Source organism: Cohnella boryungensis (genome assembly GCF_042651945.1).
Lineage (GTDB): Bacteria > Bacillota > Bacilli > Paenibacillales > Paenibacillaceae > Cohnella > Cohnella boryungensis.
Map to the genome: position 1 here is coordinate 1 of NZ_JBHSED010000007.1, position 16,968 is coordinate 16,968.

At 55.4% G+C, this 16,968-nt stretch carries 13 protein-coding genes; 1 reads left to right on the top strand and 12 read right to left on the bottom strand.

Annotation, left to right across the window (positions count from 1 at the left end; all coding sequences use genetic code 11):
- Nucleotides 1-143: 143 nt before the first annotated feature.
- The 9 genes from ACFO1S_RS06040 to ACFO1S_RS06080 all read right to left on the bottom strand — a co-directional run bounded on the left by ACFO1S_RS06040 (nucleotide 144) and on the right by ACFO1S_RS06080 (nucleotide 10,520).
- Entirely contained in the window at nucleotides 144-1,217 is a 1,074-nt protein-coding gene (locus ACFO1S_RS06040) for a DUF3048 domain-containing protein (protein ID WP_378126418.1), read from the bottom strand.
- Between the two features lie 126 nt (nucleotides 1,218-1,343).
- The gene (locus ACFO1S_RS06045; RefSeq protein WP_204606196.1) at nucleotides 1,344-2,216 is read right to left on the bottom strand and encodes a sugar phosphate isomerase/epimerase family protein; all 873 of its coding nucleotides are present in this window, start codon (nucleotides 2,214-2,216) and stop codon (nucleotides 1,344-1,346) included.
- 64 nt (nucleotides 2,217-2,280) lie between these two features.
- Nucleotides 2,281-2,967, bottom strand: a complete 687-nt coding sequence (locus ACFO1S_RS06050) for a copper homeostasis protein CutC (RefSeq protein ID WP_204606195.1) — start codon at nucleotides 2,965-2,967, stop codon at nucleotides 2,281-2,283.
- The gene (locus ACFO1S_RS06055) at nucleotides 2,964-4,010 is read right to left on the bottom strand and encodes an asparaginase (protein WP_204606194.1); all 1,047 of its coding nucleotides are present in this window, start codon (nucleotides 4,008-4,010) and stop codon (nucleotides 2,964-2,966) included. Before ACFO1S_RS06055 ends, ACFO1S_RS06050 begins: the two co-directional genes overlap by 4 nt.
- Nucleotides 4,011-4,036: 26 nt before the next feature.
- Nucleotides 4,037-4,855 (bottom strand): carbohydrate ABC transporter permease, encoded by an 819-nt coding sequence (locus ACFO1S_RS06060; RefSeq protein ID WP_378126420.1) that lies wholly within the window; start codon nucleotides 4,853-4,855, stop codon nucleotides 4,037-4,039.
- Nucleotides 4,852-5,733 carry a carbohydrate ABC transporter permease gene (locus ACFO1S_RS06065; protein WP_204606193.1) on the bottom strand — a complete coding sequence of 294 codons (882 nt, stop codon included), beginning with the start codon at nucleotides 5,731-5,733 and terminating at the stop codon, nucleotides 4,852-4,854. The genes ACFO1S_RS06060 and ACFO1S_RS06065 overlap by 4 nt, the downstream gene beginning before the upstream one ends.
- 209 nt (nucleotides 5,734-5,942) lie before the next feature.
- Nucleotides 5,943-7,241: an ABC transporter substrate-binding protein gene (locus ACFO1S_RS06070; RefSeq protein ID WP_204606192.1), complete on the bottom strand. Its 1,299-nt coding sequence runs from the start codon at nucleotides 7,239-7,241 to the stop codon at nucleotides 5,943-5,945.
- Between the two features lie 179 nt (nucleotides 7,242-7,420).
- Nucleotides 7,421-8,620 (bottom strand): response regulator, encoded by a 1,200-nt coding sequence (locus tag ACFO1S_RS06075; RefSeq protein ID WP_378126422.1) that lies wholly within the window; start codon nucleotides 8,618-8,620, stop codon nucleotides 7,421-7,423.
- Nucleotides 8,592-10,520, bottom strand: a complete 1,929-nt coding sequence (locus ACFO1S_RS06080) for a cache domain-containing sensor histidine kinase (RefSeq protein WP_204606191.1) — start codon at nucleotides 10,518-10,520, stop codon at nucleotides 8,592-8,594. Before ACFO1S_RS06080 ends, ACFO1S_RS06075 begins: the two co-directional genes overlap by 29 nt.
- A 271-nt stretch (nucleotides 10,521-10,791) precedes the next feature.
- On the opposite strand from ACFO1S_RS06080, the gene ACFO1S_RS06085 reads away from it, so the two are divergent.
- Nucleotides 10,792-12,729, top strand: a complete 1,938-nt coding sequence (locus ACFO1S_RS06085; protein WP_204606190.1) for a hypothetical protein — start codon at nucleotides 10,792-10,794, stop codon at nucleotides 12,727-12,729.
- Between the two features lie 71 nt (nucleotides 12,730-12,800).
- Here ACFO1S_RS06085 and ACFO1S_RS06090 read toward each other — a convergent pair whose 3' ends face one another.
- The 3 genes from ACFO1S_RS06090 to purD form a co-directional block, all read right to left on the bottom strand.
- Nucleotides 12,801-13,625: a class I SAM-dependent methyltransferase gene (locus ACFO1S_RS06090; RefSeq protein ID WP_204606189.1), complete on the bottom strand. Its 825-nt coding sequence runs from the start codon at nucleotides 13,623-13,625 to the stop codon at nucleotides 12,801-12,803.
- Nucleotides 13,626-13,700: 75 nt separating this feature from the next.
- Nucleotides 13,701-14,522 carry an alpha/beta hydrolase family protein gene (locus ACFO1S_RS06095; protein ID WP_204606188.1) on the bottom strand — a complete coding sequence of 274 codons (822 nt, stop codon included), beginning with the start codon at nucleotides 14,520-14,522 and terminating at the stop codon, nucleotides 13,701-13,703.
- A gap of 605 nt (nucleotides 14,523-15,127) precedes the next feature.
- The gene (gene purD, locus ACFO1S_RS06100; protein ID WP_204606187.1) at nucleotides 15,128-16,393 is read right to left on the bottom strand and encodes a phosphoribosylamine--glycine ligase; all 1,266 of its coding nucleotides are present in this window, start codon (nucleotides 16,391-16,393) and stop codon (nucleotides 15,128-15,130) included.
- Nucleotides 16,394-16,968: the final 575 nt, after the last annotated feature.

Below are 16,968 nucleotides of genomic sequence, written 5' to 3' on the forward strand. Positions count from 1 at the left end.
AAGCCCCAAAAAGAGCCACGTTCTCCCGGCTACCGCCATCATAGAACGACCACAAAAATAGGCCAACCAGAAATCTCTGGCTGACCTGATAATACGAAAAAGAGCCTGCCGGAAGCTCCGGCAAAGCTCTTCAATTCTCGCAATTAGTGATACGTCACATGCTTGTCCAGCGACGAAGAATTCGGCACGACATGATAATACGTCACGCCCGGCAGCAGCGGCAGCTCCTGCCCGTCCTTCATCAATCGAATGATGTCGCCCTCCTGGCGCTCCCATTGACATACAATGGCTTTGCCCTGCTGGAACAGCACCGCATCCCCGCCTCTGTCGAGATCGACGACCAGACGGCCGACGCTATCCTTGATATCGTGCTTCGTCGACAGCACGACCAGGTTCGTTGCCGTTAGCTGTTGATCGTTGTTCTTATCGATATGCGGCTTGTCGTTGATCGAACGAAGGTAGAGCGCCTTGGCGCTGTCGTAGGCATAAGAAACCTTGTAATCCGACAGCATGAACTTGATGTCGACCTGGGCGGCGGCGGTTCCCATGGCCAGCGCTTCGGAGCTGTCGCCGAACTTCATTACGGGCAGCGTAACCGCTTCCTTGTATTTGCGCTTTAACGCGCCCTCTCTAAGCTTCTCAAGAGTGGAATACACGTTATGCGGCGCTTTCCGAGACTTGTCCCGATAGAAGTATGCCCCCGCATTCGTAATCTCGTCCAGGTCCTCCTTCTTCTGGCGCTGGAGAATCGCGAAGGCGTCGTTGCTGGCTCCGGCATGGACGAGCACGCCTCCGTAGAATTCGCCGACCTGAATAAAATAAGGACGAATGCTGCGAATCGGCCCGATCGGATCGGCGAACTCCTGGCTTTGGAACACGGCGACTAGGCGGGTAATCCCTCCCTCGGCCAGCATCTCCCATACGATATCCGCATGCGTAAGTCCCGATTGCGGCCTGGCCGGAGCAAGGTTATTGATCATGACGGCGAAGGGTCTGTTCGTCACTTCCCGTTCCACGGGCATGCCGGTCAGCGGCGCAAGAAACTGCGCCGTTGGAGGCGCAGCCGTCTCGCTCGGCGGCGCGGTCGCGCTGGCGGTCGGCAACGCCGATTCTGTCGGCGGAGCCGTCGTTTCCTTGGAGCCGCTGCAAGCGGTTAGTCCAGCTACGAGCGCGGCGGCCAGCGCGAGCTGCGTCGCGATTCGTATTCGTTGCGTCATGCTCATTCTCCCTTTCGCTGATATGTACCCTCTCATTAAACCATAACAGGGACACCGGGAAAAAGAGCGAGCTGATCTTTTTATGCTAATCTGCAAGAGAAGTCTTACCCAGAAAGCTTGATAAGACTAGACTTCCTCCCATAATCGGGCCAAGTTTTGCAAGCCGATTGCCGTGGCGGAGCAACTCTCTTCCATGCCTTCGAATTCCAGCGTCAGGCAGCCGTCGTAGCCGGATTGCTTGACCAGCTTCAGAAGCCGGCGAACGGGCATATCGCCTTGCCCGAAGATCGAGCCTCGTAGATAATTGCCGTTCGCGGTGCGGAACCACTTTCCTTCACCCGGGTTCTCGTCCTCCGGCCGATAATAGAAATCCTTGACGTGAACGAGAGAGGCGAAGGGCAGATTCCGCGCCGTACCGATCAGAGGGGACTCGTCGACGCACAGGAAATTGCCGATATCCAGCACCGTTTTGAAATTCGGACGGCCCACCGCTTCCAGCACCCGTTGGACGCGGTCGCTGTGCTGAACGCCCCAGCCGTGATTCTCGATGTTCGTCGTAATGCCGAATCGGGCCGCATAATCCGCGATTCTTCGGCTGCCCTCCACGATCTGGTCCAGGCTCTTATTGAAATGGGAGATGCTCGCCTCCTCCGGGGGAATCGTGAACAACACCACGTCATGCCGCATCGACCGAATGCCCATGCGGACTAGAAGGTCTACGTGCTGCTTCAGCCGCTCAACCTCGGCAAGAAAATCCTCCTCCGAAGACTGGACGAAATTCGCCGGAAGCGCATAGTTGGACAGCTCCAGCCCGCACTCCTCCGCCTTGCGGCGAACCTGTTCCGCCAGCTCGGGATCGTCCACCAGGCTGTAGCCGTAAGGAACAAGCTCGACGTGAGCGCAGCCTTGCTCCTTGGCCCAGTCCAGAACGTCCAATACCGTCATTTCTCCGTTGCGCAGCTTATCTACCAGACAATACGTGCTTATGCCGATTTTCAATTCGATTCACTCTCCCAGTTCTGAATGCTTTGCGTCGTTAATCCTGATGCATCGAATCGTTCCGCTATTGCTTCAGCAACTCCCGCAATCGGCGAATGCGTGCGGGTTCGACGGCGCATACGCCCTTTCCTTCGAAGCGCACTGCAGAGCCGAAATGGACTTCCTTCACGCCCGTCTCTCGAACGAAGGCAACAGCGTTGTCCAGCGTTAAGCCATAGCCGCCCATGATGCGGATCGACGTCTTCTCCGCCGCTTGCGCCAGAGCGCGAAGAGCGGGTACCGCTTGCGGAGCCGGCAGTCGCCCGCCCGAGGTCAGAATACGGTCAACGCCGGAATAGGCCGTCAATTGACGAAGCCCCTCCAGCTGATCCTCCAGCTCGTCGAAGGCCCGATGGAAGGTAACGGACATCTCGCCGCGGGCTTCCAGCACCGCCTCCAGCAGACCTCCGTCGATTCTTCCGTCCGGAGTCAGCGCCCCGAAGACGATGCCCGCCGCTCCCGCTTGGCGAATATAGCCGATATCCTCCAGAATGACCGCAGCATCCTCCGCGTCATAGACGAACGAACGGGCATGGGGCCTTACCATTACATTTACGGGAAGCGACGTTCCTCGCACCGCATTCCGCACGAGTGCCAGGCTGGGCGTCAGTCCTCCCTCGCTTATACCGGTAATCAGCTCGATCCGATCCGCCCCGCCTTCCTCCGCAGCGAGAACGTCGGCCATGCAGGTCGCGATGACTTCGATGATCATAGACCCGCCTCCCCTCCGCCGACCTTCCGAAGCTTGAAGACGCTGCGGTTCTCCCCTACGACAAGATCGTTGTCGTTGCGGATCCGCGGATTGCCGATCCGGTACATCCGTTCGATCGTCTCCTTGTTCCGGTAGCCGATCTGCTCCAGAATCGAAGCGACGATCAGCGGCCATTCTTCCTCCGAGCCGTCGGCAACCTTAAGCGCGAATGCCAGCTCCTCTTCCTTCAGGGAGAAGCAGTAGATGCCCTTGGCCCCTCCCTTGGCCACGATATTGGCATCCTCCAGCAAATTCGGGCAGATCAGGTAATCCGCCGAGATCATTGCCGGGTAGCTGTTCATTAAGGAAGCGACCTTTATCGCGGCCGACCGGAGCGCTTCGTCCGCGATCCTGTCCGGGCAAGCCAGCTTCAGGAACGCCAACGCCATATTTCGCAGCGGCATGCCGAAGACGGGAAACCCGCAGCCGTCCGTGCCGATGCGGATATCCTCCGCGCGGCAGCCGGCGAGCTGCGCCATGACGCCAATGATCCGCGCCTGCGCGGGATGGTCGGCGGCCTCATAGCCGGACAGCGACAGCCCCTTCGCCTGGCTGTAGGCGAGAACGCCCAAATGCTTGCCCGAGCAGTTGTGATAGATTCGGCGCTTGGGCTTGCCCGCTTCCACGAGCCGATCCCTTGCGTTCTCGTCCAGCGGATAGGTCGGCTTGCACACAAGCGCCTCCTCGCTTAATCCCAGCTTGCCGAGCATCCCTTCGAGCGCATCGACATGATAGGGCAGCGCGCGATGGGAAGCCATCAGAATCGTCTGCTCCTCCGGCGTAAAGCCGAGCCGTTCGTCCAGCCTCTCCATGAAGAAGGGAAGCGCTTGGAACGGCTTCGCTGCCGAACGCATGAAGGTCGTCCATTCCGGGTCCCCCGCCGCGTAGACGATGTTCCCCTCCCGGTCCACGCCGCAGACGTGACCGTAATGCACGTTCTCCAGGCAGCCGCCCCTGTATTCCATGACCAGCGGCTCCGCATTCCCGAAGATGTGAGTCTCCATGGCTTGAATCCTCCTGTCCTTCAGCTTTACCCTTTAACGGCTCCGCCGACCAATCCTTTGATGATAAACCTCTGAACGAACATGTAGAGCAGCGTGATCGGCATCGCCACGAAGACGGAAGCCGCGAACAGCTGAGGCCAGTTAGCCGAGTATTGCGTCTTGAAGAACATCAGCCCGATCGGCAGCGTCCGGCTCGCAGGCGAGGACAAATAGACGAGCGGACCGAAGAAGTCGTTCCACGAATTGATTGCGATAATAATAATGCAAGTGGACGTCACCGGCAGCGTAAGCGGCACGACGACCTGCCAGAAAATGCGCACCGGGCTGCACCCGTCGATCGTCGCCGCTTCCTCGATTTCCAGCGGCACCGTCTTGAAGAACTGCAGGTAGAGGAAGATCGGCAGCGCCATCCCTCCGGCCACCTGAATGATCGCGAGACCGAGATGCGAATTCAGCAGCGAGAGCTCGCGGAGGAGCAGGAACGACTGAATCGTCCCGGCGAAGCCCGGCAGAATCATCCCCACCAGGAAATAAGAGAAAAACCAATCCGACTTCCAGGCTCTGCCGTGACGAAGCGCATAGCCCGCCATAATCGAGCATACGAGCGTAACGGACAACGTCATGACCAGCACCGACACGCTGTTGGAGAAATACTTTACCAGATTGCCGACCTCGATCGCTTTCGGATAGTTGCTCCAGAAATATGTCTCGGGCAGGCGGAGCGGATTAATCGTTCCGGCCGAATTTTGCAGCGACACCGTCCCCAGAACGAACAGCGGAACAAGGATAACCGCCAGAAAAAAGGCGACAACGGTATACGACGATACTCTAGCTGCGGTATTCAATATTTAACCTCCCAACGCCTCATCAAGCGAATCTGCAGCACGGTGGCGATCATGATGAAGATAGACAGAATAATCGCCATTGCCGTTCCGTATCCGGGCTGGGAAGTCTTGAACGCGAATTGATAGATGAGCGTTCCGAACACTTGGGTGGAGTTGGCGGGACCGCCTTGAGTCATGACCCAGATATGCTCGAATTGCTTCATGTTCCCGATGATCGATAGCACCGTATTGACGGTAATCGCCGGAACCAGCAGCGGCAGGGTAATCCGGTAGAAGCGCTGCCAGGCGCCCGCGCCGTCGATGCTGGCCGATTCGTACACCTCGGAGGGGATGCTTTGAAGCCCGGCCATGTAGATCATCATCGAGTACCCCGTATACTGCCAAATAATGACGAACGAGATCGCATAGATGGCGATATCCGGCCGCCCCAGCCAGTCGATGCCGGCAAGCTGGTTCAGGCCGATCGACTCCAGGAACTTGGGCAGGAAGCCGACGAACGGGGAGTACATGTAGCTCCAGATATAGCCGATAACAACCGTATTCAGAATAGCGGGATAGAAAATGACCGCCCGCATCCAGACGACGCCCTTCAGCTTCTGATCCAGCAGCACGGCGAGGAAGATCGCCACCGCGTGCTGAATGATAATGACAATGACGGACAGAATTAGCATATTCTTGATCGCAGTCTTGAACATCGGATCGGAGAAGACGTTCTTGAAGTTTTCCAGACCGATCCAGTTTGCATTAAACGAGAGGCCCTTCCAATCTGTGAAGCCGTAATACAGCCCGCTCGTGATCGGTCCCGCATAGAAGACCGAGTAGAGGATGAGGGCGGGGGCCAGAAACAGCAGGTAGGTTCTCAGATTGAAGATTTTCATGATGTCCCTCCCTTTCTCAAGATCAGCCGCATAACGTGGCGATTGTCCAAGTAAAAACGGCTTCGCCGTCCTTGGTACGTCTGCATACGTTTTGTATCGAGCTATCAGATGGGATAAGGCATCCTATACCTTATACTTTCTGATATGGGAAACAAAGACCCGGGCATAGATTCCCGGGTCGACGATTAACCTTTCGTTCGAGCCTTGCTTTACTTCGCGTAGTCCTTCTCCTGAGCCTTCTGCATTTCTTGCAGCAGATCGGCCGGATTCGGGTTCTGCTTCAGCAGAATCTGCTGCAGCATCGGGAAGTACGCTGGCTCCATCGAAGGCGTCAAGCTAGGGAAGATTGTCGAAATATTCGCTTCGATGCTCGCCGTAAGCTCCGCGGCGATCGGATGGTAGGTAGGCGACGTTCCTCCGACGACCGTTACGGCCGCTTTCGTATCGTCTGACCACAGCTTTGCATTCTCCGGTTGCGCGATAAACTCCATGAACAGCTTGATTTCTTCCTGATGCTTGCTCCAAGAGATTCCTGTGAAAATGTTGTCCGAGATCAGGTTTACGACGAGCGGCTCTCCGCCCTTGTTCAGCGGAATCGGGAATGCGCCAACCTCGAAATCCTTGAATTCGGCCGGGAATTCATCCAGAGCCCAGCTTCCCATCGGATACATCGCAGCCTTGCCTTCCTTGAACACCTGTACGACCTGCGCGTTGCCAAGTCCTACGGAGTTTTCCAGGAAGTAGCCTTTATCCACCAATTCAATCAACGGATCGTAGAAGTTGGCCACCTCCGGATCGGTCCATTTTTTCTCGCCGCTCGCCAGCTTCTCGAAAATTTGCGGGTCCTTATGCTGATAAGCGCCGAAGTTGCCGCTGGACATGAATTGCGTTGCCCAAGCATCCTTCCCTCCGGTTACGAACGGAGCCAGACCGCTGGCCTTGATCTTCTCGCTGACCGCAAGCAGCTCTTCCCAGGTCTTCGGAACTTCAAGATTCAGGTTCTTAAAGACGTCGCGGTTATAGAAAATGACGACGGCGTAATAGTTGTAAGGCACGCCGTAGGTCTTGCCGTTAACTGTGCCCAGCTGTACCGCGGATTCCAGATAGTTTCCTTTCCAGGAAGCGTCCGAAAAATCCATCAGCACGCCCTGATCCACGTATTCTCTCATCTGATTCGGGAACATCCAGGCGATGTCCATGTCCGCCTTCGAGACGATTCTCGTCCGGATCACTTCTCTGTATTGATCCGCGATTTGATCCGGCTCGATCGTGATGTAAGGGTATTTCTCTTCGAATTTCTCGATGACCTTGGTGCTAATCGGATTCCAACTGGAAATCTTCAGCGTAACAGGGTCCTTGTTGCTTGCTGCATCTCCGGAGCCGCCGCTGGTCGAAGCGCTTGGGCTGGCATTCGACGGCTTGGCGTCGTTCCCGTTGCCGCATGCGGATACCAGCAGGGCGGAGATCAGGGCGATGAGCAGCAATTTGGGAAAACGAAAATGATTCATTCATAAACCTCCCTTAGATGAGTAAGCGTTCACAAAGTTAATTATAGGAGCTGTTTCGGAGGCCTCGCCATGCATCGATTATGAGATATCCGCGCACATTTTTGCGCACTTTGGCCGCTTCGGCTCCGCCCGCCAACAAAAAAATGTACGATTTTTACGAAATCGTACACTTTTTTGATCTATAGGCCGTTTCGATATTCAATCGGAGACACCCCGGCGTATTCCTTGAACAGCTTGCTGAAATAGTGAGGATGCGTGTAGCCCGCCTTCGCGGAAACCTCGTAAATTCGCAGATTCGTGTCCCGCAGCAGCTCCTTCGCGTAATCCATTTTTTTGCGGATGACGTATTCGCTGAAGTTCATCCCCGTTTCCTTCAGGAAAATCCGGCTCAGATGGGCGGTGCTGATATGAACCAGCTCCGCGCAATGCGTGAGCGACAGCTCCTCGCGGAAGTGAATGTCCACGTAGTCCTTAACCATTCGAACCGCCTGCCCGATCGAGCCGTCCTGCTCCAGAAAACCCGAGCGAACCTCGCGATAGGCCTCGGGCAAGCTGTCCGCCTCCGACAGCACCGCGCTGACCGAGAAGAGGAGTGCAACGTTGAGCAGATTCGCGAGATTCCGCTTCAGCTCGACCTGATACTCCGCCCATTCGCGAGTCGCGTTCTTCGGCTTCTCGGGAGCCAGCCAGATCAATTCGTTCGGCTCCACGGCGGCGACGACCCCGCCCCAGTCATGCGAGATGTAATCTTCGATAAAATATCTGGCGGCCACGAATCGGGAGTTGTCCGCATGCTGCGCGTCGTCCTGCTCCTGTCCCTTCGGCGACAGGCGTATGCCCACGAGTCGAAGTCCCCGGCCGATCTCCGGCAAGCCGAGCCTGCGCCCCTCCTCCTCCCGCTTTCCCGCTTCCGCCGTTCCGTCCAGTAGAGTGCCAACGTAGGCATTGCGCTCCTTCTCCGTAGGCGTTGCGGCTTCCGCGGGCACGGCGGAATTCGACCGGAGCTTCTTGAGCACCGTCTCCAGCATGGCGACGATTTCTTCCCGAGCCATCGTTGGCTTGTGCAAATAGTCGGAGACGCCCAGACGCAGCGCTTCCTGAACGTAAGGGAAATCGTCGTAGCTGCTGATGACCACGACCTGGATATGGCTGTAGCTTTCCTTGATTCTCTTGGCGAGCTGAATGCCGTCCATCACCGGCATGCGAATATCGGTCATGACGATGTGGATATCCTGGCTGTCCAGAATGCGCAGCGCTTCTTCCCCGTTCGACGCTTCCGCTTTCCAGACGACGCCATAGCTTTCCCATTCCACCAGATAGCGCAATCCGACTCTGACGATCGACTCGTCTTCAACGACCAGCAGGTTCCACATCTTCATTCTCCTCTCCATGCTGATAGGGCATGATGATCGTTGCTTTCGTCCCTTGTCCCCGTTCGCTTTGAATGGTCAAGCCGTATGGCATGCCATACCGCAGCCGAATGCGATCGCGAACATTCCTGACCCCGATGCTGAGCTCTCCCTCGCTGGCCGACGTATTCAATTCCATGACCTTGACGGGATCGATCCCCTGTCCGTCGTCTTCGACGACAATGCGCAGATGCCGGTTATCCTCCAGAAGCTCTGCCTGCACCGAGATGCGAAGCTGCTGCTCCATGTTGCGAGGGCCGTGAAAGATCGCATTCTCCAACAGCGGCTGCAGCAGCATGACGGGAATTCGGGCCTTAAGCGCCGCCTCCGCAACGGACCATCGAACCGTGAAGCGATTCGTGTACCGCAATTCCATAAGCAGCACATATTCCTTCAGCAGTTCCGTCTCCTCCTCCAGCGTGACGAGGTCGCGGACCATCTTCATATTGGAATGCAGCAGCTTGCTCAGCGACTGGAGAAGCTTGGCAATATGATCGGACTGCTGCAGCAGCGCAAGCATGCGAATCGAATTCAAGGTGTTGTACAAGAAGTGCGGATTGATTCTGGCCCTCAGCGCATACAGCTCCGCGCTTCTCTTCTTCCGCTCGGAATCCTCGATGGAATTAATCAACTCGTCCAGATGGGCCACCATACGATTATAGCGATAGTGGAGCTGCCCAAGCTCGTCCTTGCGCTCATAAGGAATGGCGGCGGCAACCTCGAACCGTCCCATCTCCACCTTGCTCATGGATCGGATCAGGCCGCGAATCGGACGCGACAGTCCCCTCGCCAGAAGCCACGACAGCAGGGCCGCTCCCGCAAATACGAACAGCAGCACGAGAAAGGTGATCTTCTTGATCGAGGCGCTTTCTTTCAGCAGTTCCTTGCGATCCACCAGCAAATACGTCGTCCAGCCGGTATAGTCGTTATATCTCGATACGCCGTTCCATGCCCGACTTTCCCCGTTCACCTTGGACGACAGCCGGAACTGTCGCGACGGCCCTGACGGCGGCGCAGATACGGCGCGAGAGGCCGTATACTTCGACACCCCGTTGCCCGTCTGGCCTTTCCCGTCGGCCCCCGCTTCTGCCGATTCGGGCGAGCCCGTCGGATAGATGTGCTCGTCACGAGTTTCCAGAAGCTCTTCCGCGATGGCCGGGTCCGTGGAATAGATGGCGCCGCTCGGTCCCGCTACAGTCACATGGACGTTCTTGAAGCTCAGCGAGCGAATCGTCTTCTGAATGAATGCCGGCTTGATATCGACGGCGACTACCGCCGCAGGGTTGAACTCCCGGTCGATCAGCTGCCTTGCGATCGTAATCGTCTTGAACGTCTTGCCGTTAAATTGCGCTTCGTCCCGCAGCCCAGAGATGACCAGTCCGCCCTCTCTGGCAATCGCTTGCCGGAACCAATCCTCTTCATAGGGCTTGTACTCCGGATTGATCGACTTGTCGCCGCTCGTCCGATAGCCGTATATGCTCCCGTTCGTCCCGTAGAAGAGCATCCCCTCGATCATCGAGTTGACGGAAGGATAAGTCGTTATCAACTGAATCAGACGCTGCTGATTGGTTAATTCTCTGTACCCCCACTGATCCCGAGGCGAGAACGGCGTAGCGATAATATCGAAGATTTCCTCCGTGGAATAAGGGAGCATGCTGTACCGTTCGAAGTCCTCGACCTGCTTTTCCAGCGTATTGTTGAATTGCCCGATAATCACCTCAAGGTCCTCGTTCACTCTTTTCTCCAGCGAATTAATGGACTGATTATAGGCAATCCAGCCGACGCAGGCCGTCGGAACGATACAAAGCAAATAAAGCACGCATAGAAGCTTCGACTGGTAACTCATGTCATTCCACAATTTGAGTATCATCGGGTTACCCCGTTTTTCGCGGCTCGACAAGCCGATCTGTCCATTGCCCATCATCTCCCGCGGCTTCGTTGGGATCATTATATCTCGGCAATGCGATCGTGCCAATGCTGCGAATTGAAGAGAACGGGCTTAACGCCTTATTGCGTAAGAGCATCCACCCATCTTTCAGGCTTGAGAGACGGAGAATTTTGTGGATCGATAGGATGATATAAGTTAGAATGTTATAATATGTATTTCACGAGTTGTTTTCATCATGAGGAGGAAAATCGTTTTGCAGATAGTCAGACAGCGCAGAGGACTCATCTTGATTGTGATTGGAATCGTTGCCGCGGTAATCGCGGCAGTATGGTTAATAGGCCGTCCTTCTCCCGCCAAATCGGTAGAGGAAACCCCTGTTGTATTCGTTAGAGACAGCCAGCTTATGCTGAAGCCGGAGAAGGAACAGAGCTTGACGGAGCTAAGCGGTCTGCTCCCGCAAAAGGATTTGAACGCGGCCGAGTCCTGGGAGAAAACTAATTTCATGAATAAGTTCTTTAGGCTGAACGAGCAACGGGACAAAATGTTTTTCGTCACAGAGGTCAGCGAGGATAATGAGGCCACCCTCTATTATCGCGATATGGCCAAAAACCCCTCAAGCTGGAAGGGCAAGCCGGGGGTCGAGCTGGCATCCGGGATAACCGCGACGAGTCCGATGCTGAATCAGACCTTCTTCAAAATCAGCGGAGACGGGGAAACCGTTCTCTACCTGAAGGATGCGAGCGAGAAAAACGGCGGGACGCTGTATATGAACAATCTGCGGGAAGAAATCGCCGTGGACGAACGTGTCGCAGCCTACTATTATGCCGATGAGCCTGACTTGATCTACTATACGGCCTACGATGAGAACAACAGACTGAACCTCAAGACGGCCAAACGGAGCAAGCCGACGGAGAACAAGGAAATCGCAGCCGATGTGCTGGGTGTTCACAGCATTGATCCCGACACGGGAGAAATCCACTATTTGAAAATGACGACGATCGACGGGAACCATGAATTATACAGCGCGCTTCCGAACAAATCCCCGGTCAAGCTCGTCTCCGATATCGGTTTTACGGTAGGGGGCATCAAGCACGGCTCCTTCTTCTATTTGACCTACACGCCGTCCAATCTGAAGCTTTCCGATATCGTAGACGACGATCTGGCCGAGGCCGATCGCGCCCTCCTGGAGCCGAAGAGAGAGGACTATACCGCCGTTGAACGTCGGAAGCTTAACAACTACTGGACAGGCAAGCCTTATGAGGCCGATGTGGAGGTCTTCGATCAGGCCGGCTTTGATGCTGCCAACGAGAAGTACAAAGAGAAGAAGGAACGCGACGGCATGCGCCGGGAGCTGCAAGCGACCGATTACGAGCCATTAAGCAGCTTGTACTATTTCAATCAAGGAAAGTCCGTCAAGCTCGCCGACAACTACGAAGCCTTACTATACGCGGACGCCGAATCCGGCACTATTATTTACAGGTCGGCAGATTACGCTTCCGTGCCTAAAGTGCCTATGTCCGAGGCTACCTTCGCCAATGGCGTCATTGCCCAATACAAAGGCAATGTCGTCAAAGCCGCAGCAACCTACATCTCCAATGCGCACATAACCCATTTCAAAATGGGCGAGGAAGCCGGCGCCTCGTTCACTCAGGCCGCTCTGAGCGAGGACGGCGACAAAGTGTACGGCATCGAAAAAGACCGTTCATTGGTCGCCTTCGATCTGGAAGAAGGAAAACCCGTTCGCCGCGAAGTGCTGGACAAGGATGTTTTTCTCATGCAGCGCATTGCAGGAGACAAGCCTAGGCTCTTCTACTACAAGCAGTCAGAAGGGAACGCGAATTATTCCGTTCTCTATGAGTATGCCGACGGCGCAAGCCGTCAAATCTCCGACAACGTAAGCTACAATAAAAATAAATATTACCCGGAGACGGATTCGGTCTACTATTTCACCGACTACGATTCGGCGACCCGTACGGGTACCTTGAATCATTATCAAGGCGGGAAATCCGTCAAGATCGCCGAAGACGTCAACGAATTTTATTACAACGAGTCGAGCGGGCTATACTATATCGGCAATTACGATAGAAAACGCGGGACCGGAGACTTGATGCGGGCCGGCGGCGGGAAGTCCGAGCAGGTGGCGGATCGCGTAAGATTCATGTACGAAGGAGCAGATTATAATCTCCTCTAGCATGTTTAGGCAACGGGGGCGCGGCGCATAGCCGCGTCCCGTTTTATTTTCGCGGGTTGGCCGCGGTCGGGCTAGTGCATCTTCTCCAGCCAGAAGGAGCCTCCCGTCAGCGGCGGCCTCTTCTCCATCGAATTAAATATCGGCTCGGCCAGCTTCACCAGTTCAGTGTCCAGCGAAACGAAATGGCTTGGGAACAATACCTTGTACTGAGGTTGAGCCCCGCCCGCCAGCAAGTAGGCGGCAAGCAAATATTGCTCGTTGTAGTATCTGCGGGACCATTCGGCAGGATAATCGTCGGGAAGGAATATATCGTGGAAGTGAATGATTACCCCCGGCTTCAAGCGCGGCAGAATTTCCAGAAATACAATATTCGCGTCCGAGTTCTGGAACACGTAGTGGCTGCTGTCCACGAACAGAATATCGCCGGCGGTCAGCTGATCAAAGAGCGTCAGACTCGCGTTTTCCAGCGGCTTGCGGACAATATGGTCGCAGATGGCATCGATCTCCGCTCTCGGGAAAGGATCGATCGACACGATCTCCGTCTCGCAGCCGTGATCCTGAACGGCCCGTCTGGCGAACATCGTCGAGTTCCCCGAGCCGATCTCGTAATAACGGGCAGGTCTCGTAGCGGCGACTCTACCATAGAGCGCCATCGCATCCAGTCCGCCGAACCAGTCATTGTCCCAGCAGGGTTGTATCGGATTCGCCTTGTCGGGGAGGAACGGAATGGCGGCCAGCTCCTTGGCATAGCGTTCATAGCTTCGCAGCTCCGCCTCATAACGTGAGCGGTTGCCCGCTATGATTGCATAGAGGTGCTCATGCTTCGGCAGCCTGCCGCCGAATCGGGGGGTAGGGGTTATCGGATAATTGATGTAGATCGGATAGATCGAACTCATCCCATCGACTCCTCTCTCCTCCTACCCGTATTCGATTGCCTGCAGGATTATGCCCGAAGGAGGTTCCGAAGGCGCTTAGATGCTCCAATGCTGCCAGTCCTGCTGGCGCTTCTCGTGTCCCGTCAGCCAATCTGCCGTGGAGCGGTAGAGCTCTTCCTTGTGATGACCATGGGAGTACGTATGATCCGCTTGAAACAGAATGTTTTTATCGCAGCGTCCCTCGCCTCTCAGCCAGAACGTCTTTTCCAGTAAAAAGCTGTAATCGGTGGGGATAACATCATCCGAGGTTCCGTGCGCGATGTACACGTCTCCCTGAAATTTCCGGGCTTCCTGAAAAGGCTGATGCTGCTGAAGAGATTCAAAAAACTCCGGTCGCAACGAGTAGCCCTGATAGTCTGCCTGCCCCTTCGTAACCGTCTCATTGTAGAGATCGCGGCCGACGATGCGAACAATATCGTTGAAGGGATGGGCGACCGGCGACCACAGCGCCAGAGACTTAACCCGGCGATCCTTCGAACCGGCGAGCAGCGCGACGGCGCCGCCCAGGCTATGTCCGAGCAAGGTGACTCTCAACGGGTCGACGCAATCCAGGCTCAGCCCGTAATCCAGCACGGAGCGCGTCTGGGCGATCATCGAATCAAGCCCATGCTCCCCGTATACGCCCTCGCTTTCACCGCACCCCGCATAGTCGAAACGAATCACGAGAAATCCCTTCTGAGCCAGCTGACGGCTTGCCAGCAGGAACAGCCGGTCTACGCCGATGCGGCTTCCGATGAAGCCGTGGCAGATTACGACAAGCGGCATTTTGCGGTCCGGGCAGGCTCCGTCTTTGACCGGATAGTGCAAAGTTGCTGTCAATGCGAGACCCTCGTGGCTGATGATCAGTGGTTTTTCCATGATGACAATCCCCATTTCCTTATATTCCGATTAAAATAGTATGAATTAAAGATATCAGCAACGCTGCCATCTGTCAACCCGCTGATTCTAGAGTGGGGGTGTCGGATGTCTGGCCGGCGTCTTTGGGAGCATTCTCGTTGTAGGAGATCATATTCGTTGTGGAGATCATATTCGTTGTGGAGATCACTTTCGTTGTGGGGATCACTTTCGTTGTGGGGATCACTTTCGTTGTGGGGATCACATTTTTGGGCCGATCCCGCCGTGCCTTGTCATGATTTCTTGAGCAATAGGAGAACCTACAATCAGGTTAGCGGCTTCTTGCAGTCGAGAGAACGACTGGGTGACGGGGCTCGGCGGGAGCCGTTTGAATGTACGATCATTCGCGAATAGGAGGAATAACGATGGCCAGCGTGTACCGGTGGATTACGACACATGCCTTAACCGTTCTGATTGTTGCGGGAACCGTGTATGCAATCGCCTTTGTAATTGCGCATCGCAAAGCGCTGTTTTACAAAGAATAGCCGCGGAGATCGGCTGCGGAATGCAAGACCACGATCTCTGCGGCTATATCATTCAGGGGTTGGCCCTGCAATGCGACTATGCGGCTATACTAAAGCTTTCGCCGCGATATCCGTACGGTTCTGCTTTCCTTGGAACGTAATGCCCTCTGCCGCGGCATAGGCGTTGGCCCGCGCTTCCGCGATTCCCGCACCTCGACCGACAATCCCGAGAACGCGGCCTCCGTTCGTCACGATCTGGCCGTCCTTGAGCGCCGTACCGGCATGAAATACTAGAGCCCCAGGGACCTTCACATTGTCCAGCCCCTCAATCGGAATCCCCTTCGGATAGCTGCCGGGATAACCTTCGGAAGCCAGCACAACGCAGACTGCAGCCTCGTTGCTCCAATTGATCTCCAGCTCGCCGAGCGTTCCATCCAGCGATGCCAGGAAAATGTCGAGCAGCTCCGTCTCCAAGCGAGGCAGCACCACTTGCGTCTCCGGATCCCCGAATCGTGCATTGAATTCGATTGTTTTCGGGCCGTCTTTCGTAATCATCAGGCCGGCGAACAGAACCCCCCGGAAGGGACGCCCTTCGGTCACCATAGCTCGCGCGGTCGGCTTGATGATATTTTCGATCGCATCCTCGATAATTGCAGGGTCGATGTGCGGCAGCGGCGAGTACGTCCCCATGCCGCCGGTGTTCGGTCCCTTGTCGTTGTCAAACACCTGCTTATGGTCTTGGGCCGGCGACATCGGGCGAACGGTATTGCCGTCCACGAAAGCCAGAATGGACATTTCCTGCCCTTCCAGAAACTCCTCGATCACGACCTTGTCCCCAGCTGCGCCGAACGATTTGCTCACCATCGTCTCTTCAAGCGCCCGGTCCGCTTCTTCGCGGGTAAAGCACACGGTTACGCCTTTGCCTGCCGCAAGTCCGTCCGCTTTAATTACGATAGGCAAAGCTTGCTCTTTCAGATAGGCGGATGCCGACTCGTAATCGGTGAATGTCTCGTATTTGGCTGTCGGGATGTTGTACTTGCGCAGCAAATCTTTCATGAAAATCTTGCTGCCTTCAATCTCGGCCGCGTTCTTGCGAGGTCCGTAGACCGGTATGGATGCGGCCTCAAACTCATCAACGATACCGGCTGCAAGCGGATCGTCGGGCCCGACTACGACGAGATCGATTGCTTTCTCCCGGGCAAACTCCACGAGACGAGCAAACTCGAACTCTCCAATGTCCACGTTCTCCGCCAATTGGGCGATGCCCGCATTGCCGGGAGCGCAGTAGATATGTTCGATTCTCTCGCTCTTCTTGAGCGCCCAGACGATCGCATGCTCGCGACCGCCCCGTCCGATGACCAATACTTTCACGTTTGCATCCTCCTTCATTAGAACAGCGTTATTTCGATGAATAACGCTGCTGTGTAACCTGTATGAAACTGTGCTTGGGCAAAGCTGACGGCAGACTCCTGCTCTCCAGTAGGCGGACAGCGAGTTAGTTCAACTTTGGAAAACTAATGCGCTCCCAGCACACTTCCGACAGCCAGTTAGTTCAACTTTAGTGAACTAATGTGCTCCCAGCGCACTGCCGACAGCCAGTTAGTTCGACTTTGGTTAACTAATGCGCTCCCAGCACACTACTGACAACCAGTTAGCTCGACTTTGGATAACTAATGCGCTCCCAGCACACTGCTGACAACCAGTTAGCTCGACTTTGGATAACTAATGCGCTCCCAGCACACTACCGACAGCCAGTTAGTTCGACTTTGGATAACTAATGCGCTCCGAGCACACTACTGACAACCAGTTAGCTCGACTTTGGATAACTAATGCGCTCCCAGCGCACTGCCGACAGCAAATTAGTTCGACTTTGGATAACTACTGCGCTCCGAGCAACTTCCGACAGCCAGTTAGTTCGACTTTGGATAACTACTGCGCTCCCAGCA

Bases quoted from the DNA above. Each gene is read 5' to 3' on its own strand.
- ACFO1S_RS06040 (WP_378126418.1), bottom strand. From the start codon at position 1,217: ATGACGCAACGAATACGAATCGCGACGCAGCTCGCGCTGGCCGCCGCG.
- ACFO1S_RS06050 (WP_204606195.1), bottom strand. From the start codon at position 2,967: ATGATCATCGAAGTCATCGCGACCTGCATGGCCGACGTTCTCGCTGCG.
- ACFO1S_RS06055 (WP_204606194.1), bottom strand. From the start codon at position 4,010: ATGGAGACTCACATCTTCGGGAATGCGGAGCCGCTGGTCATGGAATAC.
- ACFO1S_RS06065 (WP_204606193.1), bottom strand. From the start codon at position 5,733: ATGAAAATCTTCAATCTGAGAACCTACCTGCTGTTTCTGGCCCCCGCC.
- ACFO1S_RS06070 (WP_204606192.1), bottom strand. From the start codon at position 7,241: ATGAATCATTTTCGTTTTCCCAAATTGCTGCTCATCGCCCTGATCTCC.
- ACFO1S_RS06075 (WP_378126422.1), bottom strand. From the start codon at position 8,620: ATGAAGATGTGGAACCTGCTGGTCGTTGAAGACGAGTCGATCGTCAGA.
- ACFO1S_RS06080 (WP_204606191.1), bottom strand. From the start codon at position 10,520: ATGATACTCAAATTGTGGAATGACATGAGTTACCAGTCGAAGCTTCTA.
- ACFO1S_RS06090 (WP_204606189.1), bottom strand. From the start codon at position 13,625: ATGAGTTCGATCTATCCGATCTACATCAATTATCCGATAACCCCTACC.
- ACFO1S_RS06095 (WP_204606188.1), bottom strand. From the start codon at position 14,522: ATGGAAAAACCACTGATCATCAGCCACGAGGGTCTCGCATTGACAGCA.